This is a genomic window from Poriferisphaera corsica (assembly GCF_007747445.1).
In the GTDB taxonomy this organism is placed as follows: Bacteria; Planctomycetota; Phycisphaerae; order Phycisphaerales; family Phycisphaeraceae; genus Poriferisphaera; species Poriferisphaera corsica.
The window spans coordinates 532943-556053 of record NZ_CP036425.1; the positions used below are offsets into that span (position 1 = coordinate 532943).

Below are 23111 nucleotides of genomic sequence, written 5' to 3' on the forward strand. Positions count from 1 at the left end.
CTACCGTACCACGGGGGAAGGGGCGATTCAAGTTGCCAGAGTCCTGTGTTTGTGGCTTGTGAATAATCATAGGTGCTAGATTGCCTAGGCGTTACAGAGGTATTTGGGGCTGGGGAAAAAAGTCGCTGAGTGGGGAATAAGAACGAAAGGGGTGCTGTTTACTGTATGGCCGAGACATGCGTGCAAGCGAGTGCTGTTCGGCAAAGCTTGTACGAAGTCTGTGTTGATTCGTCGTTCCTACTACAGCAGTATGTCTTATAAGGTCATTTACCGGCACAACTAATTGAGATAAGAGATGCACACGGATGCTGAGAGCTGTTGTGTGCGCTCGTTAAGGGAGCTGCTTACATGGTGTGAGCGGCAGAAGCTATCACTTTTTCATATCAGGAGTCTGTGTTTATGTTGAAGAAAGTAAAAACGGCGTTTGTTACATCAATGGTTGCGGGAACGTTTGGCGTGATGGGTGTGGCGAATGCGTCAGGAATTGAAGTGACGGTCGAAAATCTTGCGGCGAGCAATGGATTCTTTTTAACGCCGACATGGGTTGGATTCCATGATGGCTCGTTTGATGTTTATGATACGGATGCAAAAGCAAGTGCGGGTTTGGAGAGATTGGCAGAGGATGGTAATACATCGGTTCTGTCGAGTGAGTTTGCTGCGGTGACGACGCGTGGTGCGGGCGGTGTTGATGATGTGATTTTTGACGGCGGGCCGATTGCACCGGGTACAAGTGCGAGCAAGATGTTCGATGGTTTGGATAAATTGGATAACCGCTACTTTTCATATGCGGCAATGGTCATTCCAACGAACGATGCGTTTATTGCTAATGGATCTCCATCTGCATATGCACTATTTAATGATGCGGGTGAATTTACAGGCCCGATCGTGATTAATATTTATGGTAAAGATGTGTTGGATGCTGGTACGGAAGTGAACGATGAGTTTGGCGTTGCGTTTTTGACAGGTACAGGTGGCCAAACGTCGGCTGATCAAGGAAGTGTTGAGAGTAATCTGGTAGGCGCACATGCGGGCTTGCTTGATGGTGGTAATATTCTTGGCGGTACGACTGCTGCGGGTACTGTGTTTGGTGATGACATTATTGGTTCGGATACGTTATTAGCACGTATTACGATTAATCAACTGCCGGAGCCGTCATCATTGGGGCTGCTTGGCTTGGCTGGTTTGGCGATTGTGGGACGTCGTCGAAAAACTCAAGGCTAAGATAAATCTTAATGCTGAGACGAATTAAAATAAAAGCTGCTCCAGATGGGGCAGCTTTTTTAGTTTTGATAGGTAGATGGTTTATTGGCTGTTGAAGCGATTGACGAAGGCTTCGTATTGCTCGGGGGTATCGATACCGTGGTGTTGGACGTTGGCTTTGATGATGGCGATTGGGTAGCCGTGTTCGAGGGGGCGGAGTTGCTCGAGTTTTTCGGCGTTTTCGAGCGGTGTGGGTTCGAGATTAATGTAAGTGTTGAGGAAATCTGGGCGGTATGCGTACAGTCCGGGGTGCTTGAGTGGTTTGAGTGGGGTGTCGCCGTCACGGTTGTGAGGGATGAGTGAGCGTGAGAAGTAGATGGCGTGGCCTTTAAGGTTGGTGATGAGCTTGACGATGTTGGGGTTTGAGGGGTCTTCGTTTGGGGCAAAATCTGAGGCAAGGGTTGCCATGGGTGCGTTGGTATCGTCGTGCAAGCCGTTGATGAGCGTATCGATGACGTCGGGCTCTACTTCAGGTTCATCGCCTTGCACGTTGACGATGATTTGAGGCATGATTTCGCTTTTTGAGTGGTATTCAGCTTTGAGCTTTTCGACGACTTCGGCGATACGCGATGTGCCGTTGGGATGGTCTTTGCGAGTCATCATGGCTTCTGAGCCGCAATCTGTGACGGCGTCAAAGATGCGTTGATCATCAGTGGCAACGATGATGCGTACGACACGTTTTGTGCGGCGGACTTGCTCGATGACGTGTTGTATCAATGGTTTGCCGGTTTTGTTTGCAAGGGGCTTGCCGGGGAAGCGGGTTGAGTCGTAGCGGGCTGGGATGATGGCGATTGCTCGTGCGGACATTTTTGTTTTCCAATCCAACTAACAGGTCGATAGATGGTTGATATTGTTTTATTGAAAAGCCCACGATGTCGTGGGCCTTGGTGGTCTTGGTTGTAAAAACGGCAAGTAAGGAAAACTTAAGAAAGCTTATCGACGAGAGCGCGAAGTTTATTCATGCGGTCTTTAATGTCGCGGTAGTTGATGTTGGCTTGAAGGATGTTCGAGCCGATATCACGTGCTTCTTTGGCGAGTTCTACGTTTTCCTTCTTAGTTGCGGCTTTTTCAAGTGCATCCATGAGGAGATAGTTTAGGTCGAGTGCGATGCGGTCGTCGGGTACCTTGTGGTTCTGAATACCTTCCTTGAGGGTGTCGATGGCTTCGTCGGCCCAGCCTTTTTTGAGGTAGCAGTCGCCGAGGAAGTAAGACGCGATAGAACGGCGTTTGGGATCTTGTTTGGCGATCTGGAATGTGCCGATGGCATCATCGATCATGCCTGCCTGATGTTGGCGACGACCCAGTTCGAACTTGAGGCCCAGGTCGGTTGGGTAATTCTTAACGCGTTCATCGTATTCTTTGAGATCAAAGACAAGCTGCTGCTTACGTGCTTCTTGGTAATCCTTCTTGAGCTGCTCGTTGCTGGTGTCGTCTTGGAGTTGCTCGCGGAGTGCACGGATTTTGCGGTTGGTCTGCTTCATGAGGATATCGCCAATTTTAACTTTGTAGCGATATTGACTGGTTTCATCGAAGACAGATTGGTAGATGTCGATGGCTTCGTTTTCCGAGTCCATTTCTTCTTTGCGGAGAAGCGCATCTGCGAGTTTGAGTTTACGGTCGGTGTCGTTGGGTTCTTCTTCGACATCAGCACGTTTGGCGGCAATGAGCTGATCGAGTTGGGAGAGTGTGACGGTGGTTGCGTTTTCGATTTCAGTGATGGCTTGGCCTTCTTCGTCACGGATGTTGTCACGGAAGGAGCCGCTGCCGCTATCACGTCTCATACTGTATTCAGCAGCTTCGAGTTGTTTGAGTTGGAAACGAAGTTTGTCGTTGTTGGAGTTGTTGCGTACGAGCCATTTGGAGGCTTCGACGGCTTTGTCATAAGCGCCGATTTCAGCAAAAAGCTCCAAGGCGGTTTTGTAGAGCTTGTCGCTTTTCTTTTGTTGGGTGTTGAAATCGATGAGCTGTGACCCGATCCAATAGGCAACGTCTTCGATCATGAGATCGTCGTTGTCTTCTTCAACGGAGTCGACTGCGTTTTTCATGAAATCGGCCATGAGATCGCAGTTGAGCATATCCTTGAGCCAAATTTTTTCGGCGTGAAGCATTTTTTCGATAGGGGTGGAGCCGCCGCCTTTCATTTTTTCCATGAAGGAAGCGGGTTTGCCGCCACCGACTTTGCGGCGTTTGGCAACGTCGAGCAATGCGTCATGAACCTGCATGTTGTCAGGGTCATGCTTTAGACCACTGATGTACATTTCGATGGCACCATCGTAGTTGCGTGAGTCAGCATAGGTGTTTGCGTGCTCGAAGAAGCGTCGTGCTTTTTTGAGGTCGCGTTTGAAGCCGCTGGCTTTTGGTTTGGACTTCGTCTTGGTTTGATCTTCAGTTTTCTTGCCGAATAGAGCCAAGGTATCACTCGCTAAAACTTGAGGTTTACATGATGATGTCAGGGGACCGGTTTAATCGCTTGATACAAGCCTTTGTGGTGGGGCAACAGGCGGGGGTATGGCGGCAGTATCACTGGAATGCGTTTAATTCGGTGTGCAGACGCGGTTTAACCATGTTCTGCTTGTGTCAATTTTAACGCATATTCCCGTTGCTGTATACCAAATGTGCCTCGGAAAGGGTCATGAACGTGTGTAGTTTCGTCATATTCGCTGTGAATAGCCTAGCTTGACGTCTAAACACGAGTAGATGGGGCAGGGTTGGCAGGTGGTATGTGTGTATTTGATCATAATCGATGGTGCTATTATGTTGCACTGGTTTCCTGTAGAACCCGAGATAGATTGATATAAGAATGGTGGTGTGACATGACTAAAGTCGCAATATTTGGCGCAAATGGCCGTATGGGTCGTCGATTGGTGGCTCTAGCAACAGAGATGGAGGGATTATCTGTTGTGGCTGGGGTTGATGGTGCCGGCTCGCCACAGATCGGTGAGGATATTGGAGTGTTGGCAGGTGTTGGTGAGTTGGGCGTACCACTAACGGACCAATTGTGTGGGGATGTAGAAGTGGATGTTGTGATTGATTTCTCGGTTCCTGCAGCGTTGGCTGGGGTGATTGAGGAGTGTTGTAAGCGGAAGTTGCCGCTTGTAATCGGTACGACTGGGATCGGGGATGAGCATCAAGCCATGATTGATGAAGCGGGTCAGCGGATTCCGATTATTTGGGCGTCGAATTTTTCGTTGGTGGTTAACGTGCTGAACGTGCTTGCTGGTAAGGCGGCTCAATTACTCGGTTCAGATTTTGATATTGAGATTATGGAAGCACATCATCGCTTTAAGAAGGATGCACCATCAGGGACCGCGATCACGCTTGCAAAGCATATCTGTGATGCGAGTGATCATGATTTTGATCGAGATGTTGTTTTTGAGCGCCATGGTGACGATTGCCTTCGTCAGCCCAATGAGATTACGATTCAGACGCTACGTGTTGGTGATCATCCGGGCGAGCATACTGCGTATTTCGCGACTCTCGGTGAACGATTGGAAATCAAGCATGTCTCAACATCACGTGATTCGTATGTGATTGGAGCGTTGAAAGCGGCAAAGTGGTTATCGCTACAGAGTGCGGGGCGATATACGATGTCGGATGTACTAAAGCTTGATCGTGTCTAAGGTGAATGTTGATTTTACATTAATGATTCAGGCGATCGCCAGTGCATCGGCTAGCGGGTACACTATGTGGGTCTTGCTTTAGCATATTTCAGTGATATAAATTCTACTTATCTAATCGAATAGTCATCTGATGATCTGGATCTGTTTATCATTTATTGCGATATCATTTTTGATCGGTTTTCCGATTCTTGCTGTCATTTTGTACGCATCACGGCGAGTAGGGCTGCTTGATCAGGTTGGTTTAGAATCACATAAGCGACATCAAGTACCCGTTCCAAATACCGGTGGGCTTGGGATTTTTTGGGCGGTAGCGATCCCGATGATCCTTGTACTGTTTGGTATCTGGATTATTCAGCCCGAGACCTATGCGGAGTATGTGCCGCAGTTGTATGCACATTTGCCGGGGCTAAGATCGCGTACATCTATGGGAGGGGTGGTGCTGATTGCATTAGCGGTATTACATTTGATGGGGATAATTGACGATCGTAAGCCGTTGGGACCGTACATTAAACTGGCCGTGCAGTTATCCGTTTCAGCTGCATTGGTGATTGTTGCTGATATGCGTGTGTTGCAGTTTCTCGAGACGCCAGAATTGTTGGGCGGCTTGGGCTATGTCATTTCGATTGTGGTTTCGATCGTTTGGTTTACCGTGATTATTAATGCGTTCAACATGCTTGATAATATGGATGGATTGTCAGCTGGTGTGGCGATGATATGTACCGCGATCTATCTATCGGCAACCATTATCAGTGGGCAGTGGTTTGTCGCATCGTTAGCGGCGATGTTACTGGGTGCGTTACTTGCATTTCTTTGCTTTAACTTTCCGCCAGCGAAGATGTTTATGGGGGATGGCGGATCTTTGGTGATTGGGATGCTGATCGGTGTACTGTCTGTTCGTACGACATACTTTGATCCTGCGTCTGTGGTGAGGCCGGGTCATTGGTATGGCGTTTTGATGCCGTTAATGATTTTGGCGATTCCGCTTTATGACTTTGTTTCTGTCACCTTGATTCGGTTGGCACAGGGGCGCTCTCCATTTACTGGAGATCATCAACACTTTTCACATCGGCTTGTGGCGAAGGGTTTATCGCGTCGTGCTGCGGTACTGATTATTTGGCTATGTACTGTTGTGACCGGGTTGTCGGGAATAATGCTTGGCACTTTGGATAAATGGCAAGCAATATTGGCGGCTATTAATTCATTGGCTGTGATCGTATTGCTCGCGATTCTAGAGCATACAACATCACGGGCTGATCGTCTCAATTGAATTGGTCGGTATTGGAGCGGCTTGTTGTGGTGGAAGTGTTGGAATATTGCTTGAACGGATCAGTCTAAAGTTTTTACCATTTTGCGTTACTTCCCATTCAGAATGAAGTGTTTGTTTCCAAATGCCATACATGCCGACCAGATCCTCACTTTGATAGATATCGTCTAATCCATGGCTATACGCTGTCGGGATAACATAGAAAGACATTTCAATATCGATATTGCAGATGCCGTTCATGATACGATTTTTACAATGGAATAAACTTGCAGTATCTGCGAGGCCATAGGGATAACCGTTGATCAAGTTCATCGGTAAACCATCATAGGCCACCTTATCTACGTAAGCTTTGATCTGGAAAACATCATCCCATGGCGTGTCCTGACTGGTACGAGATGTTCGGGTTTGGCCTGAAAACCTCAATGCGTAAGTGTAGGCTGGTGAATCATCATAAAAACGATAAGTGATACTTTCTATCGCAATTGGACGATACCTCATTTTCGCGATGTGGACGATACTCTGTGTGTTGAGTGTTCCTTTCTCCAAAGCAAGTTTGAATACCGGTACGATAAATCTATCGGAATTTCCTAGATTTGTTGATTGTAACTTTGTTTGATATCGCTTAATGATCACATTCATGTCTTCAGAAGTGATATGATCATCTCGGATTCTTGCTGCGAGTTCTTGTCAAAGCAGTGGGTTTTCAAATTGTGTTTGGAATTGTAAAAGAAACACATCATTTTTGAGCGATTGATATATTCTTTCTAATCTGGCAATATTCTTTTTGGGAACAGTTATTGCGGCATAGCTAAACAAGCCAAGCCATGGCAGAGCTAGTAACAGTAATCCAATTAATAGCGGCCGTAGTGAAATTGCACGCTGGAAGTGAATATTCTTTGAATCGCTCAGATCGTTATCACAATGTTGGCATGTTTCAGTGAAAGGTGCAGATGACAAGGTAACATGCTTATGGCATTGATTACATTGAGGTTTAAAGGGGGATCGACTAAAAATTCCCGAGAAGAGAAGAATCAGTACACCGGATAATGTTGGAATGTATATCCAGATGATCCAATTTAACCAAGGTATTTGCTGGAGCCAATCCGATATCATTGTTGTGGTCTATTTGTTTGAGAGTGCAAATGATCTAAACGCAGAACGGGTATATTTTTGAACTCTCTTCGGCCGCTTGGAATTTGTTCTATCGATAAGTCTTTTTTTATGGTTTCCGCTTCGTCGATTAAGACAATATCGACAGATTCAAAGTCCCAGCTGTCAGGGATGGATAGCTCGAGATGCGAACCACTAGACAAGCTATATATCAGGGGCATCGTAATATCATCAACAATGCCCGTAGTTGATTGCTGTGCTTTGTGTGGTCTGATATGCACCCCTAATTCATAAGGCATAGAGTTTAGGTAATGGCTGAGATCGCTATTGAAGCCGATTTGTAAAAATCGTTTTCCTTGTCGATATCGGATCTGGCAATAGCGAAGGTTGACCTTCGTATCGAGCCAATTTTGGAACTCCTTGTTTACGACACGTTTAATTGCTTGCCGTTCATTTTTGTAGACGATGAAATCAAATTTTTTTGTTTCAATTTGATATGACACAGTTTTTTTGGGCCAATTCTTTCGCCAGTACTTGGTATTGCGATCAAGAATATCATTAACGAATGCTTGTTCGAACAGAATTTTTAGTGTGTGCTTACCAGGTTTAAGATCATGGTTTGTGGTTAGATGAATTTCGTTGAAAATAATGTCTGGAGAGACAGATTCATCAATGTTGATTTCATTGCCATCAATCCACATTTGTCTGACCCAGACAAGGCTATCCAAGCCGGTGATGTTAATAATGTGATCTATATCAAATAGAAGTATGAATACGTATTTGGAATCCTCTTTGAACATACGTTCTTCTAATCTAATTCGAAGTGGATTCCCGTATAGCCGGCGTGCTAAATCAACTGCGTGTTGTACATCTAGTGTGTCATATTGGCACAAATCAACAAGAGTGCGGATCTCGGGAGATGATATTGAGGACAGGCTGCCATTGTTGTACGGCAGATTTTCAATTTGCTGGATGAGATTTTCTTTCGCAAAATCTACAAGGTCTTCACTGATCTGTTGGTACTGATGCCGGCGTGTGATTTCACTATATAAGGTAGCATCAAATTCCTTATTCTCTAATTTGGTGAGTATTTCTTTGCTCGTCAAATATCGCGCTGATTTTAATGGCTTTTTTGCTTCAGTGATTTGTTTGAGTGGCTGTTTTTTTTCTTTAGGTATCAAATCTAAATAAATGATATGTACAGACCATATCGCGCATAACACAATCAGTGGTATGGCGGCCATTACTGCAAGCTGCTTACTCAAGATGTATTTTGCATGAAGTATTGATTTGGGTTTTTTGAGATTTATGCCACATTCAGGGCAACAGAAGTCTGTTCCATCATGGATGTTGCTGCGTAGATCATATTTACATTTTCTGCATCGTGGGCTATGCCATCGGAGCTTTATTGTTGCGGCGTTATACAACAGGAGTGCTATAGCAAGCCAAAGGCCTGAGCTATATGTGAGTGATGTGATTAGTTTGAAAAACACTTTGAAGCCCGGGGAAAAGTCGATTCGTTGCAGTGTGTTGTTTACTGTCGCATATTTTAACACGATTGACGATCCGATGGATTGACTGCACGTTTTGATATATGCATAAAAAAACCGCTGATCTGAGGAAGATCAGCGGTTTTAGCTCTTTACGCGTTGTTGAGTCTTATTGGCTCAACATTACTTCACCGATATTGAAGCTTTCAGCTGATTGCTGCATACCTGGGAAGTTCTTTTCTTCTTCTTCGCTCAGGATGATGATCGTTGGTTTGATCAGGATGAGCAAAGTTTTCTCGTCCTTAGCCGTGCTGCTGTTAGTGAACAGACGGTTGAGGAATGGGATCTTGGAAAGAACTGGTACACCAGCTTCAACTTCAACTTCTTCGACCAAACGCTGGCCACCGAGAAGGATTGTGCCGCGGTCAGGAACGCTGACAGTTGCACGCACTTCGGTGATTTCAGTTTCAGGTACTTCGATGAAGCCTTGGAGGACGATGGTTTGATCGTCCGTGTTGTCATTACCATTATTGATGTCGGTCGTGCCGATGACAGGGTAGCGTTTGAACGGAGCCTTAGCACGGCTGAGGCTTGGGTGAACGGTCAGTGTCACGTAGCGACGGTCAGAAGAGATCGTGCCTTCAACTTCGAGGAGTGTACCGCTGGTGAGGACAGAGATTGTGATATCCCAGCCTGCAGCATCGGAAACTGGCTCAAGGTCAGAAACGAACGCGATCTGACGTGCAACGGTGACCCATGCTTGCTGACCGTTAAAGAAGGTCAGGCGTGGGGCTGTGAGAGAGATCGAACGTTGATTCGCTTGGGTCGCACGAACGAGCAGGTTGACTTCAAGGTCATCGATGTAGGAGATGCCAAAGTCCATACTGCGGAGTGTACGTGTGAGGCCTTCGCCTGGGTTGAACGAATTTGGTGAGAGCCAATCAAAATCGCCCTTAGCGTTGGAACGATCGAATGGTGTGAGAGAGGTGGTTGCACCCTGAGCGATGGACATAGAGTCCTGCCCAAGAGCGATTGGGCCGAAGCCGCCACCGAGGTTATTGAGCTTGAGGTCAAGGTCGACGCCAACGTCTTCGAGGAAGTTCTGATCGACAACCAAGAAGCGAGATTCGACATTGATCTGGACCGCACGTGTTTCACGGAGCTGGCTGAGCAAGCCCATGATTTGCTTATGGTTACGTGGGGTGGATTTAACGATGAGTTGGCCGTTGAGTTCGCGGAGGCTGGAAACTTCGCCACCGTTGACATCCCATTCGTCGAACTGGCCGACGGTGTCCATGATCAAGTTCATGATCATTTCGATGGTTGCTTCACGGTCGAGTTGGCCTTCGTTCTCGTCGTTGTTGCTATCGCTGCCAAAGAGGCTGTTGCTGCTGCCGCCTGAGCCACCTGAAGAGGTGTTGCTAAGTGCATCGTTCAGGTCGAAGCTTGGAGCGTTTGAAAAGTTAGGCACTTGGACGAGAAGGTCACGGATATCGTAAGTACGAATCTTCGTTTCCTTCTGAAGGTCACGTTCTGTGGAGATCGTGAGGATGCCTTCGTTGATTGAGTAGCCTAAAGGATCGAATTCTACTTCAGCTGAAACCTGTTGGAGGATGAGCTGGAGTGCTTTTTCAGCTGGGACATTGTTGAGTTGAAGATCAACGAGTGTGTCACGATCAATACCAGCGTTTTCCAAAGCAGTCCAGTTGACGAAGATATTGACGCCAGTAGTTCTGCGGATGAAGTTGACGGTGTTGACGAACTGCCAGTTGTCGAATTCGACGGGGATTGGTTCAGCGAGCTTACGTGTGATACGGCTGTTTGCTTCAGCTTCTTCGCCACTCTCTTCGAGACCCTTGAGGCGGGTTTCAGTGAGCTGTGGCCAATCAGCTGGGTAAGTGATGAGCTCGTTGATGGGGATCGTACGCTCGTTGTTCATGAGGCTGGACTGAGCGATGGCGAGATTACGCTGGCGGTTAAGCTTGCCAGCTTGAACCATCACCTGGGTGTCCTGGATCATGTCACGGAAGCCCTTGGCAACGAAGTTCGTTGGGTCAAGGAACAGAGCGTTATCGAGAAGCTCAAGAGCTTCTTCGTATTTCATTTCATCACGAAGAGCGAATGCACGGCGGATCAGAGATTCAACCTTGGCACGGTTCTCAGCATCTGCACGTTTGCCTTCAATGGTGTTTTTACGATCACGCTTGATCTTTTCAGATTCGAGCTGATTCTTCAGTGCAATCATTTCAGCTGACTGGATCGCAGCTTCCATTTGGGTTGCATCATTACGTAGCTGTTTGTACTCAACATCCGGGAGGATGAGGCGAGCACTGTCCAAAGCATTCTTGGCAGAGTTCAGAGCATTCTTTGCAGCAGCAAAGTCTTTCTGGTTTCCGCCTTCAGCAGCATTATTCATGTACTGCTGGTAACGGGCACGTGCCTGCTGTGCTTGAAGGACGCGTGACGTTTGAAGATCTTGAATGGGGCTGTTTGGAGATGACTTGGCAGCGTTCATTGATGTGATCGCAGCCAGTTCATTCTTGTAAGCCTGATTTTCAGGGTCGTTTTGGATTGCTTGGCCTAGAAGCTTGATGGCAAAGTCGGTCTGACCTTTTGCTTTTGCTTTCTGTGCTTGCATTGCTGAACGCTTGGCGGCAGCGATGCGTGCGGCCTGCATCAAGTCGGCTGAGCTGGCGATGCTTGCTTCTTCTGCAGCAGCAGCTTCAGCTTTAGCCTGCTCAAGAGCAATTGCGACTGCTTCGGCTTTTTCAGCTTCAGCGGTAGCCTGTGCTTTGGCAACAGCCTTGGCGACTGCGGCTTCGCGCTCGGCTTCAGCTTGAGCAAGCTTAGTCGCTTGTTCAGCCTGAAGAGCCTTCAAAGCTTCTTCAGCTTCAGCTTTCGCTGCAGCTTCTTCGGCTTCGGCTTTCGCGAGTGCTTCAGCCTTCTCGGCTTGAGCTTTTGCGAGTGCTTCAGCTTCTGCAGCGGCTTCAGCTTCTGCAGCGGCCTTGGCGGCTTCTGCGGCTTCAACTTCTGCGAGCTTTGTAGCCTGCTCAGCTGCTGCGAGAGCTTCTTTTCGCTCAGCAACGGTGCTTGCAAGACTATTCATGCGGCCTGCATTAAACCAGCCAAGCTCTGCTCCGGCTTCCTTGATATTTTCAAGGCGAGCCTGCGCTTCATCAAGGCGACCTGCTTTGAGGTCTGCTTCAGCCAACGCAAGGGCTTTGAGAGCCGTATTGACGTTTGACTTAAGCTCACGCTTGATTTGAGCAAGTCGAGCATTTGCCGTTGCCTTGACAGGTGCATCTGCACCTTCGCTGGCAATGATCAGCTCGTAAATGGCTGCGGCCTTAGTCGTATCAGAGAGAGTGTCAGCCTCAGCGAGCATTTCTGCTGGCGTAGGGGCTGGAGCCACTTCTTCAACGACTTCAACAGCTTCTGCGGCAACTTCTATTGTTGCAACTTCAGCTGTTTCAGTGACTTCTGCGACTTTCGCGACTTCGGCCTTTTCGGCTTTCGGTGCGACTGCAGGAGCTTGATCCAAAGATTTCAGCGATTCGTACAAGCGTACGCGCTGGTCTTTTGGCAGCTGCATCGGGTCGATCTTGTGAAAGATCTCCCGGGCTGATTGAAGATCGCCTGATTCGAACATGTCCATACCGCTGACATAGAGTTCAGCAGCGGTTGGGGCAGTCGCAGCGGGTTCTTCTGCGTTTAGGTAAAGTGCTGAGCCGGTGATTAGACCGGTACACACTACGAATACGGAAAGGTGCTGACGGGTGAACAACGCGTAGCCTCCCAAGAGCTATGAAAGAACGTAAACGTCGGTAGATTGCGACGATCTTCACAGTGCGGATCACTGTGAAGCCAATGGGGTACAGCATATACAACAAATCTGATTTCCCACCAGTGACGCAGTCTAAACGACCCTTACCGCGTCTGCAAGTGAATGTTGCGACCTTATTTGACAACAAATTCATTCTCAGAAATGAGTAAAAAAAACGCTTGATATCTATTTACGACTATGTTAAGCCCACAATGAACATTGTTTCATACATTTGACCCAATCGCTCGATCATCGTGAAACTCATAAAAGTCTTTGTTTGTAGGGTAAAAACAATGTTTAGTCCGTTGATGCTAAATCTCACACTTGTATAGGTGTGTTATTTTTAAGCTTAAAACCTTGCGGTTTGAATGAAATTAATTGACTATGGCTTCCGGAGTTTAATTTTTATGAAAATTCTTCTCACAGGGATAGCAGGCATTTTGGGGGCAACAGTCGCAAGAGCGCTTGATGCGTTAGGACATGAGATTATTGCGGTCGACAATAGGCCCAATCCTTCAGTACCGATGCGTGTCTATCTTTGCGATTTAGCAGCCCCTAATTTACGTTTGCCAGAGGTCGAAACGGTCGACGCTGTAATACATTTGGCGAACCTCCCGAACATGATTGGAAAGCAACCAAATGAGGTCTTAATTCAGAATAACGCGATTAATGCCAATGTATTTCACATGGCAGCAATTTCAGGTGTGAAGCGTGTTGTTTTTGCTTCTTCGATTCAAGCAATCGCCGGTTATGAAGCAAAATGGACGATTCAAGATTTTCCAAGCCCCCGAATGACATATTTACCTCTAGATTCGAACATGCCGCAAAATCCCGGATCGAATTGGTATGCTTTGTCGAAAGTGCATGCGGAGTTGATGCTTGAAAATTTGGCGATGGAATATCCGGGTCGCACGTTTATTGCCGCAAGATTTCCATGGATTCTTACTGAATTACTTCATTGGAAATATATGACAGATAGCATTAATCATCAGTCATACCCCATACTGAATTATCTAGAGGGGTTTACGTATCTCTCAGTTACTGATGCGGCTACTTTTGTGCTTAAATGCCTTGATTCTGAACTGGTGGGATATCATAACTATCTGCCATCACAGTGTTTTCGTTTTTCAGATGTGTCACATAAACGCGTATTCCACGACTTTTTCGCAAGTATTCCACGACGAAATGAATCAAATCTCCCCAATACAACGGTTGATATTCGGAAAATTACGGATGAAATTGGCTGGGAGCCGCTTCATCCGCAGTGTCGCGTGCCGTTAGAGCCGATTGTTGCCAAATACTTTCCGCACTTGGGGTCTGCAATCGCCCCTTAACTTGCCTCGCACCCCCCGATTCCGCTATACTGCTCCGCCCAAAGGGTTTCCCGAATGGGGCGCTCTATCATTGACAGATCAAAAACACGGGACGCAGCTTGCACCATAACTGCCCCCGCATTGCCCAAAGAGGTGACACATGGCACATAAAAAAGGTCAAGGTTCAACCAAGAACGGTCGTGATTCAAACCCACAATACCGCGGCATTAAGCTCTACGGTGGCCAGACTGCAAAAGCTGGTTCTATCATCGTTCGCCAATGCGGCACCAAGTTCAAGCCTGGCTACCAAGTCGGCATGGGTAAAGACTACACCCTCTTCGCTCTGACCGAAGGTGTCATCGAATTCCAGGGTAAAAAAGTCCACGTCCGCTCTGCCTAATAGCGAGTCGACTGCCCAAATAAACAAGAACGCTCACAACGGGTGCCCAGTTAGGTGCCCGTTGTTCTTTATGTAGACAGAATTTGACTACCGCTGATACCGCTACCGATGATGTCTTAGCTGAAGATGATTTCGGTATGCCAAGATAGACTGCAAAAAATGATTGTTGACTCCGCAAAAATCTTCGTCTCTTCTGGTAAAGGCGGTAATGGCTGCTTGTCGTTTCGTCGTGAAAAGTACATCGCCAAAGGCGGGCCTGATGGTGGTGATGGCGGTGATGGTGGCTCAGTTATTCTCAAAGCTTCGCCCGATGTAGAAACGTTGCTCGACTTTGCAGGCCGTCATCACTGGAAAGCGGATAAGGGGCAGCCGGGGATGGGCAAGAACATGCACGGTAAGGCGGCTGACGACCTGACAGTCAATCTGCCCATTGGCACGTTAGTGTACAACGATGATACCGGTGAATTGATTGTTGATCTGACCGATGAAGGGCAGGAATACACCATCGCCAAAGGTGGCAAGGGTGGTCGTGGGAACGATCGATTCAAGACGCCCACAAATCAAGTGCCGACCGAGTGGGAACCGGGCGGCGAAGCTGAAGAGTTTAATCTACGTTTTGAACTTAAACTGATCGCGGACGTTGGGCTTGTTGGCAAACCGAATGCAGGTAAATCAACATTCCTCTCAGCAGTTTCAGATGCAACACCTAAAATTGCTGATTACCCCTTTACGACATTAACACCACAGCTTGGTATTGCCTCAATTATTGGTAATCGGCGTTTGGTTATTGCCGACATCCCCGGCCTTATCGCGGATGCGCACCTTGGTACCGGTCTCGGACATCAATTCCTTCGCCACGTTGAGCGCACTCGTCTTTTGCTCCACATTATCGAAATTGAACCAACCGATAATTCGGATCCGATTGAGAATTATCACACGATTAGGCAAGAACTTGATGCTTACTCATCTATCTTGGGAGATAAGCCTGAAGTTCTCGCACTTTCTAAGCTGGATTTGTTGGGAACCAAGGAGGATCAGCAAGTAGCCATTGAGTTGATTCAAGATCATCTCGGCACTGATCGTAAGATTTTCCCGATTTCATCAGCAACAGGGCAGGGCACAGAAGCATTACTAGAAGAGTGTTGGCGTTTGCTTCGGGATTCACGTGATCGCGATCAAAAAGGTTGGGGGCGAGATGATGAGGCAGATGCATACGACCAGCGAGAAGAGAATGATTCGTAACATCTTCTCATTTAGCGGGCAATCTGGCCTAATGCTTGATTAAAGTTTGATGTCGTTTTCTGCAATATCAAACACACTGACGCGATATCGTCCCCAAAAAGGCACACTCATTGTTTCGAGTAGTCTGATTTTCCATGCAAGACGTCGCATGATGCTTGCACCCGATTCAGGTAGAGTCCGTGACTCGCGAAGTGCCAGTCTTTCGTCCATAATCTCGATTTCATCAATGTCTTTGATGACCCAGTGAAATTCAAGCCCGCTTTGCCCCTGATTCGCATGTATCATTTTGCCCGGTTTTAAAAGGCGGCGATATAATTCTGTTTGTGTGTCGAATGCAATCCGTCCGCCACCAAAGTACCTGCTAATTAAGTCGAAAAATCGTCTGACGTCTTTACGTTCAAAGTAAGGCAGTACTCCCTCAACGATCAGCATGCATGGCCCTTCTTCGCGTACAACTCTTTGTATCCAGTTGCTTTCAAGCATCGAATCAACAATGTATTCGCATCGATTTTCTGCGGGGATTAATTTTTCACGTAATGCCATGCCTTGCGGTAAATCAAGGCAATACCAGTTTACTTCGCCATTATCAACCCGGTTGAATCGAGTGCTGAGACCGCAGCCTAATTCAACGACAGTGCCTCTTGGATAATCTGTCATGAAATCGCGGACGTAATCATCAAGTATTTTTCCTCGTGTAACTAATCTAACATTAAGATAGTCCATGAGTGTTTTGTTGTTTTCAATGATTGAAAAATCATAATCAAGTGTATCGATAATTTCTGCCGCATTTTCATCGCGTATGATAGGAGATGTTTGTTTTTGCTCTATGCCACGTGCCCACAAGGGGATGAGCATCGTTTCTTCAAATGCGTTAAGGTTGATTTTTACTTTTTGGTTGGGCGCAACCATTGTAAACCTCGTTCTGTTTGAATCTATGTAGCACTTGCGTGCTGGTTTAATAGAACGTATCCAATCTGGGTTTTACTTTGATCCGATCGGAACCATTCCAATACTTTCTCTTTTTTGGGCAAACGTTTGAATGCTCGTGTTCCTCGCTGTGGTATAAGCATGCTATCAGCGACTTTGAAACGATTATCCCAATGCTCAATCTCTTGGAGATTGGATGGGCACCAGCGAAACTCTGCGGTGAATGTTTTCATAAGTTGCAGATGCCCTTTCTCGCGGCGTAGTTTGAGCCAAGGTGTAATCGTGTCCATCAAGCAAACGCCATTTGGAAAAGCATCACTGAATTGGGTCAGTATGTGCCGAACTTGATGTTCATGAAAATACATGAGTACACCTTCGCAAATAATCAGACAATTTCCATTGAAGTTTGGATCGTGTTTGATCGTTTGTATCCAATCCGTATTCAAAATCGATCCTGCAAGATGATGACGTCTTTGGTGTTCTTCAATGATGGATTTTCTGAGCGTGATCGCATCAGCAAGGTCAACGTCGAACCAACGAAGTTGGCCGTTGTCCAGACGGTCGAATCGAGTGCTCAAGCCACAGGCCATTTCAACAACCGTGGATGAGGGATGAAGATCGATATACCGTTTGGCAAATTCATCAAATGCAGCATGCCTTGCCGCCATCACGACCTGGCTGAATGCGTCATTACCTAGTTTGTCCAGATCGCAGTCGATCCGTGACGCAACAGTGCTTGCAGCTTCATCCACAATTAATGGGTCTTTTTCCTTTAACTCGCGTACGCGTGCCCACAACGGCAAAAGCATGGTCTCTTGGACTGTGCCCAGCTTCAGTTTAGATTTGTCCGAGACGCTCGAAGTTGTTGTTTTACCGCTGTTTTGTAAGGTTTTTGAAGCCATCATGATTACTCCCTGTCATGTTGCTGCTACGCGTAAACCCTAGTGTTGCGCATATCGACTCGACTGGCTCTGTCAAACCAGATGAGCGAAGGGGTGAATGTTAGGCGTCTTCCACACGACTATCCTCCCAGCAATCGCCCTCGTTTTTCACGGCCGCGCTTTCCCGCTACACTTTCTAGTCAGCAGCCGCGGTTCCTTCTGGCTTGATCTAAGTAGTTCTACGCGTCAGACCGGCTGAATTTTGATATCTCGATTCCACCTAGTCAGACTGAGTAACACTGATGACCAAAGTTAATCTGCTTGCCGTTAGCGTTGGAAACACACGCACTCGTCTTGGGGCATTTGTTGATGGCGATCTCGTTGAGACCGCGACCTACGTCAACGGCCGTGAAGCCAAGCTCTGTGATGCGATGACCCATTCATTCGAACAGCTCCGCGACAAAGACGACGTTGTGATTCTCATGTCTTCGGTGAATGCCGCAGCCGAGCCACAAATCGAAAAATTGCTTAAGGACAATCTCGGCAACGTTGATATTAAACACGTCGAGCGAGACATACCCATCCCCATTGGCCGTCAGCTTGATCCAGAAGCGATCGTTGGTGAAGATCGTCTGCTTGATGCCGCTGCCGCTTACGAGGTACTCAAGCAAGCTTGCGTCATTGTTGATGCAGGAACTGCGATCACCGTTGACTTCGTTGATGGCGCAGGTACCTTCCATGGCGGTGCAATTGCTCCCGGTGCACAACTCCAACTCGACTCGCTCCATAACCGCGCCGCTCAACTTCCAGAGCTCTTCATCGAGAAGCCTATTGAAGCAATTGGTCACAACACCATCGAGGCGATGCGTGCTGGCGTTTTCTACGGCTTACGCGGTATGGTTCACGAATTAGTTGAGAAATTTGCTGAAGAAACTGGTCAATTCCCACTCGTCATTGCAACTGGTGGCGATGCGAACCTCCTTTTCCGTAACTACGAGCTTGTTGATCGTATCGTTCCCAACCTCACCTTGAACGGTATCGCAACCACACTCCGCAAGGCACTCGAAGCCGAAGAAGCTTGATCAAAAGGCAATGGATATCCCAAACGCTGATCTTTCAGGTCAGCGTTTTTTTTCTGCACATCTCAGATTCAAGTAGAATAAGCATATGCCTGATTCATCGACGCAGACTCATGGTGACCAAGAGCACATCCGACGTGTGTTAATTGTGATGCGCCTCGCCTACTTCGCATTGCTCTCTGGCCAGCTCGGCGCAGCAATCACCTTGCTCGCATTGTTTAGAGGTCGTATGCCCAATCCTCAGCCAGAGCTCGCCCCCACGATTACTATTGCGCTCATCGTTATTTTTCTCGTGACGACTCCGCTGACATTTTTCATCCGGATGCAGACCTACAAGAAGCATTGGAAAGGCGATCGAATATCGCCGCAAGCTTACATTTTTGCGACGCTTTTGGTTGTGACGGCGCAGCAGGCGATTTTTCTGGTTTCAGTGGCGGCGGCGTTTATTACGCAGGCTTATCTGGTGACGTTGGTTCCGGCGATGCTGGCACTTTTGGTGCAGCTGGCGAACTATCCAACGGGGAAGCCGCTTGAGCGGGCATCGGTGGTGTAACCTTAACTTGAATGCTGGAAATGAATTAGCATGGCAAAGATTGTTGCTGGCGGAGCTGTTATGTGGGGTTTGTCTTAAATAAAATTAAAAAATAATTAAAATAGTTTATTTTATCTTGAATAATGTTGAAAAATATTAGATATTATTTATATGGATAAGACTCAGACTCAACGTGAAAACTGGCTTGATGTGCTTAGCGAAGAGGATTCAGCATTTTTGAAGCGGTTCTTGCTGGCGTCCGGCTCGCTGAAGCAGCTGGCGAAGGAATATGACGTTTCTTATCCGACGGTGCGTGCGCGGCTGGATCGGTTGATTGAGAAGGTACAGTCGTACGAGCAGGAGCATACCAAGAGTGAATTTGAGCGGATCCTTCTTGCAACATATGCAGAGGGGAATCTGTCGCGTGAAACGATGAAAGTCTTAATAAGGGCATATCAAAATGAAACAGCTGCAGAATAAACAATGGTTGGTGGTGCTTTCGCTTTTGGTCATCAGTTCGATCGTTGCGATGGTGTTTTCGTATCAACTGCTTGACTTGATTTATGGCAATATTGAAGGCACAGGGAGCGAGCAGATGAGAGCCAGCGCTCTGATTGGGAGTATGGTCGGCGCTTGGATCGGTGTAACCGTCAGCGGGGCTGTGACGATTGTCGCATTCGGCAAAACCAGGTGGGTGTTTGTCGTTCAACGTGTTTTACTTGGTTTGCTTTGCGTATTCTCGCTATATGGGCTTATCGGTTTTCTTGTGAAAGGATGGCAATCTCATCTGGCGTATTACATACCGGGTTACATCGTTTTTGGCATTGGTGTGGTTGCATTTCTATATCTTCAAAGAATACCTAAGCGTCAAATAGATGATCTCGGCTTCGAAAAAATCAGATCGAAAGACGCTGTTTAAATAAGTGAGGCAAAAATGGAACCGAGCAATACATTCAACAAAATGGGGATTGTAATAAACGCTAGCGGAGTCGCACTGATTTCACAGAAGAAAGACAGATGGCGTATGAGCAGCAGCGCATAAACAAGTTGAATACATAGATGTAATCTGATTGGAGGCAAGTATGTTAATCGCAAATTATCCGAGGTTATCAATCATGGCAAAATCACAAGCTACCGAGTTACTCAAGGTTATTGCAATGGGAGTTGGGATCAATGTTATCTCGCTGATCTATATGATAATTGTGATTGGTGTTGAGCCAGATCGCTCATATTTTGCGGGGGATGTTAGTCCAGAGTTGCTGCAACATATTGAAGGCGCTTCGGCGATGGCTTTATTGGTGTTTTTGCTGTGGACAGTGAGTGTGATTGTAATGAGTCAACTGGGGCGGAAAAGCCGTTGGGCTTGTCGCATTCATGGTTGGCTTTTGAAGGCGGAGATGGTAACTGGCGGATTGTTGGTTATCGGGGGGTTGATGATGCCGATCTGGAACGTGCCGCTTCATGTGGGGCTGGTGTTTACTGCACCCGGATTGTTTTTGATGTGTGCGGGGATAATGATGCTGTACCTGACGCGGCGACAAATGATCGGTATTGAATCGAAGATCATGCGAACGAAAGATCTATCAGATTAGTTTGCGTGTGCTTCAAACATAACCTTCAAGCGAGTCTACATTCCTTCTCGCCACCGCTATTCGCAGCGTTTCGCAAAACGCCCAGAGCGGCATTTCACTCGTTTTATCCAGCAACAGATTCAGCCCCAAAACCTCAATGATTTGTTTTTGCAAAGTATCTAAACCATAGCCCGTCATTGCGGAAACCATGACTGTACTTTTATCGCAACCAGACTTTTGGTCTTCTGCAATCTGTTTATTATCGACTTTGTTCATCACATATAAATCGGGCACACAATCAAGTCCCTTAAGTTCAGCAAAACCTTGTTCAGTATCACGCATGGCAATCAACACATCCGCATCATCCAAAACTCTTTTCGCCAACTTAATTGCTTCTTGCTCTATTTCATCATTAGATGTTCGAAGCCCCGGCGTGTCATGCCATCTCACCGCGACATTATTGGATAGTTGTACCTCATCATTTAATGCGCTATCTGATATTGCCAGTTCAACAAAAGCGCCCACCCAATCCCGCGTCGTGCCCGGTAAGTCTGCCACGATTGCAGTATTCTGTCCCGTCAAGTAATTCAAAAGCGCTGATTTTCCAACATTCGGCCGCCCCACCACCGCAACCTTGGGTGCCTTCAATAACTGATTCAATCGCTCACTATCACGCTCAACAGCACCCCAATCCACCACTTCCTGATTCTCAATCACTTCGTACCATCTTTGTGTCTGCGATGCTAAGAGGCCAATCGCTGCAGGCGATGCTGCACTTGCAATTGCCGCCAGAACATCCGCTTCAAGCCGTGAGTTGGCTTCTGGATACATCAGCATCGTATCCATCTGTTCTTCATATATCGCACCTAGCGAGACCAGATAATCCGTCATTTTTTGCACCACACGCAGTCCGCCATGTGGCATCAGTTGCGCAGTAACCTGATGATCGATACGCTGCACCGGCAACACCGCCGTCAATCCATGATCGATTCCAGCGTAGTCCGTCAAATAGACACGCCGATCTTCGTAGCGCTCACGTCCTGTCAATCGCTTTAGCAGCGGCAGCACCTCATCACGCCGTCCACTCAATTGTAAAATCGCCACCGCGCCCGGTTGGGCAGGCGTCGTCACCGTAAACACGACTTCATGACCTTTTCGTTGCATCTCTCTATTTTACGGCACCTCCGCGCCAAATAAAAAACGCCCGCATTGAGCGAGCGTTGATCGTTTCAATCAAGGCGAAGTCATCCTTCTCACGGATTACTTCTTACCTTTATCGTCCTTATCCCCACCACCAATATTGTCACGCATCGACGTGTCAGCCTGAATGTTCTTCATACGGTAGAAATCCATGATCCCCATGTTGCCGCTCCTGAATGCTTCTGCCATCGCCTTAGGCACTTCCGCCTCCGCTAGCACAACTAACGCACGACTCTTCTGCACCTCAGCTTTAAATTCCTGTTCCTGAGCGATCGCCAATGCACGCCGTTTCTCTGCCTCAGCCTGGAATCGCTGCTTGTCAGCTTCTGCCTGTTCTGCCTGCAACTTAGCACCAACATTCGCCTCCCGGTCAACGCCCGCCACGCTCACATCCGCAATATCAACCGACAAGATCGAGAACGCGGTTCCCGCATCCAGTCCACTTTCAAGCGCACGTTTTGCGATCTTGTCCGGGTTCTCAAGCACATCCTTGTAGCTTCCCTGTGAGCCGATCGCAGACACAATCGCTTGGCCAACGCGGGCAATGATCGTTTCCTCTGTCGCACCGCCCACAAGCCTCGCAAGGTTGGTTCGCACCGTTACGCGTGCTTTACAGAGCAATCGGATCCCGTCTTTAGCGACCGCATCCAGCTTGTCTCCGCTTGATGATGCAGTGCTTGGGCAATCAATCACCTTGGGGTCAACACTCGTTCGAATGGCTTCAAGAATATCACGCCCCGCCAAATCAATCGCACACGCCTCATCGAAAGGTAATTGGATTTTTGCTTTGTCTGCTGCAATCAATGAATTCACGACGCGTGGCACGTTACCGCCAGAAAGATAATGACCTTCCAGCATTGATGTTGAGATGTCAATCCCCGCACGCACCGACTGAATCCTCGACAGTACGATCACTTTCGGATTCACTTTTCGTAGCCACATCCCTACCAGATCAATGAACTTCACCGGTGCTTTCGATGTCTGAGCCTGGATCCACAGATTCGCAAACTTAAACACAAAGAACAAGAAGATCAGCAGAAATATCCCACCAACCAAAAACGCGACCACAGAAATCGCAGCCCACGGGTCAATACTCTGTGCCAGTGATGTGACAGTATCCATTTCAACGCTCCTCTGTTGAGCAATCAGTCTTAAACTTGGCCTAAATCATCAGTGCGCATGCTTATGCGCCAATACCCCAGATGATTTGTCAATCATAGCCTACCGCCCCACGCATTCTCTCGCTAGCCCTAACCGTGACTTCTTCACACCCTTGGCAATCTTGCGATGCGAATTCTCATCCTTGCACGTATCGAATCCCCTTATTCATTTTCAATCATTACACCGTGATAGCTTGGGCAAACTGTTCCGAAAACGCCTTGGCCAGACCCAACTTTTT

General features: G+C 47.4%; 20 protein-coding genes. 11 read left to right on the forward strand and 9 right to left on the reverse strand.

The annotated features are described in order from the left end of the window. The first annotated feature begins 399 nt into the window (after positions 1-399). Entirely contained in the window at positions 400-1221 is an 822-nt protein-coding gene (locus KS4_RS02095; RefSeq protein WP_200761734.1) for a spondin domain-containing protein, read from the forward strand. Positions 1222-1302: 81 nt separating this feature from the next. Here KS4_RS02095 and kdsB read toward each other — a convergent pair whose 3' ends face one another. Both kdsB and KS4_RS02105 read right to left on the reverse strand, forming a co-directional pair. Continuing rightward, complete coding sequence (gene kdsB, locus KS4_RS02100) at positions 1303-2067, reverse strand: 3-deoxy-manno-octulosonate cytidylyltransferase (protein ID WP_145073955.1); 765 nt, start codon at positions 2065-2067, stop codon at positions 1303-1305. A gap of 116 nt (positions 2068-2183) precedes the next feature. Beyond that, complete coding sequence (locus tag KS4_RS02105) at positions 2184-3671, reverse strand: tetratricopeptide repeat protein (RefSeq protein WP_145073958.1); 1488 nt, start codon at positions 3669-3671, stop codon at positions 2184-2186. A gap of 402 nt (positions 3672-4073) precedes the next feature. Between KS4_RS02105 and dapB the strand changes: the two genes are divergently transcribed. Continuing rightward, positions 4074-4880: a 4-hydroxy-tetrahydrodipicolinate reductase gene (gene dapB / locus KS4_RS02110; RefSeq protein WP_145073961.1), complete on the forward strand. Its 807-nt coding sequence runs from the start codon at positions 4074-4076 to the stop codon at positions 4878-4880. 130 nt (positions 4881-5010) lie between these two features. Next, a complete protein-coding gene (locus KS4_RS02115) occupies positions 5011-6147 on the forward strand; it encodes an MraY family glycosyltransferase (protein ID WP_145073963.1) in 1137 nt (378 codons plus the stop codon). Here KS4_RS02115 and KS4_RS02120 read toward each other — a convergent pair. The 3 genes from KS4_RS02120 to KS4_RS02130 all read right to left on the reverse strand — a co-directional run bounded on the left by KS4_RS02120 (position 6124) and on the right by KS4_RS02130 (position 12528). Further along, the gene (locus tag KS4_RS02120; RefSeq protein WP_145073966.1) at positions 6124-6777 is read right to left on the reverse strand and encodes a hypothetical protein; all 654 of its coding nucleotides are present in this window, start codon (positions 6775-6777) and stop codon (positions 6124-6126) included. The two genes, KS4_RS02115 and KS4_RS02120, sit on opposite strands and share 24 nt — an antisense overlap. Before the next feature lie 476 nt (positions 6778-7253). Beyond that, positions 7254-8519 carry a hypothetical protein gene (locus KS4_RS02125; protein ID WP_145073968.1) on the reverse strand — a complete coding sequence of 422 codons (1266 nt, stop codon included), beginning with the start codon at positions 8517-8519 and terminating at the stop codon, positions 7254-7256. Between the two features lie 394 nt (positions 8520-8913). Beyond that, entirely contained in the window at positions 8914-12528 is a 3615-nt protein-coding gene (locus KS4_RS02130) for a hypothetical protein (protein ID WP_200761473.1), read from the reverse strand. 446 nt (positions 12529-12974) lie between these two features. On the opposite strand from KS4_RS02130, the gene KS4_RS02140 reads away from it, so the two are divergent. The 3 genes from KS4_RS02140 to obgE all read left to right on the forward strand — a co-directional run bounded on the left by KS4_RS02140 (position 12975) and on the right by obgE (position 15522). Then, the gene (locus tag KS4_RS02140) at positions 12975-13901 is read left to right on the forward strand and encodes an NAD-dependent epimerase/dehydratase family protein (protein ID WP_200761474.1); all 927 of its coding nucleotides are present in this window, start codon (positions 12975-12977) and stop codon (positions 13899-13901) included. Positions 13902-14040: 139 nt separating this feature from the next. Further along, a complete protein-coding gene (gene rpmA, locus KS4_RS02145; RefSeq protein ID WP_145073974.1) occupies positions 14041-14280 on the forward strand; it encodes a 50S ribosomal protein L27 in 240 nt (79 codons plus the stop codon). 159 nt (positions 14281-14439) lie between these two features. After that, positions 14440-15522, forward strand: coding sequence for a GTPase ObgE (gene obgE, locus KS4_RS02150; protein ID WP_145073977.1), 1083 nt, complete (start codon positions 14440-14442; stop codon positions 15520-15522). 39 nt (positions 15523-15561) lie between these two features. Here obgE and KS4_RS02155 read toward each other — a convergent pair whose 3' ends face one another. Together KS4_RS02155 and KS4_RS02160 are read right to left on the reverse strand one after the other, a co-directional pair. After that, positions 15562-16431, reverse strand: a complete 870-nt coding sequence (locus KS4_RS02155; RefSeq protein ID WP_145073980.1) for a class I SAM-dependent methyltransferase — start codon at positions 16429-16431, stop codon at positions 15562-15564. Positions 16432-16454: 23 nt separating this feature from the next. Beyond that, positions 16455-17351, reverse strand: coding sequence for a class I SAM-dependent methyltransferase (locus KS4_RS02160; RefSeq protein WP_200761475.1), 897 nt, complete (start codon positions 17349-17351; stop codon positions 16455-16457). A 281-nt stretch (positions 17352-17632) separates the two neighbouring features. Here KS4_RS02160 and KS4_RS02165 point away from each other — a divergent pair, with 281 nt between their 5' ends. The 5 genes from KS4_RS02165 to KS4_RS02185 all read left to right on the forward strand — a co-directional run bounded on the left by KS4_RS02165 (position 17633) and on the right by KS4_RS02185 (position 20533). Continuing rightward, a complete protein-coding gene (locus KS4_RS02165) occupies positions 17633-18412 on the forward strand; it encodes a type III pantothenate kinase (RefSeq protein ID WP_145073985.1) in 780 nt (259 codons plus the stop codon). An 85-nt stretch (positions 18413-18497) separates the two neighbouring features. Continuing rightward, complete coding sequence (locus KS4_RS02170; RefSeq protein ID WP_145073988.1) at positions 18498-18962, forward strand: hypothetical protein; 465 nt, start codon at positions 18498-18500, stop codon at positions 18960-18962. Positions 18963-19112: 150 nt separating this feature from the next. Next, positions 19113-19421 (forward strand): DUF2089 family protein, encoded by a 309-nt coding sequence (locus KS4_RS02175; RefSeq protein ID WP_145073991.1) that lies wholly within the window; start codon positions 19113-19115, stop codon positions 19419-19421. After that, positions 19402-19860, forward strand: a complete 459-nt coding sequence (locus KS4_RS02180) for a hypothetical protein (protein ID WP_145073994.1) — start codon at positions 19402-19404, stop codon at positions 19858-19860. The genes KS4_RS02175 and KS4_RS02180 overlap by 20 nt, the downstream gene beginning before the upstream one ends. 196 nt (positions 19861-20056) lie before the next feature. After that, positions 20057-20533: a COX15/CtaA family protein gene (locus KS4_RS02185; protein WP_145073997.1), complete on the forward strand. Its 477-nt coding sequence runs from the start codon at positions 20057-20059 to the stop codon at positions 20531-20533. Positions 20534-20545: 12 nt separating this feature from the next. Here KS4_RS02185 and KS4_RS02190 read toward each other — a convergent pair whose 3' ends face one another. After that, positions 20546-21676 carry a GTPase gene (locus tag KS4_RS02190; protein ID WP_145074000.1) on the reverse strand — a complete coding sequence of 377 codons (1131 nt, stop codon included), beginning with the start codon at positions 21674-21676 and terminating at the stop codon, positions 20546-20548. Between the two features lie 96 nt (positions 21677-21772). After that, positions 21773-22834, reverse strand: a complete 1062-nt coding sequence (floA, locus tag KS4_RS02195; protein ID WP_145074003.1) for a flotillin-like protein FloA — start codon at positions 22832-22834, stop codon at positions 21773-21775. Positions 22835-23111 lie beyond the last annotated feature (277 nt).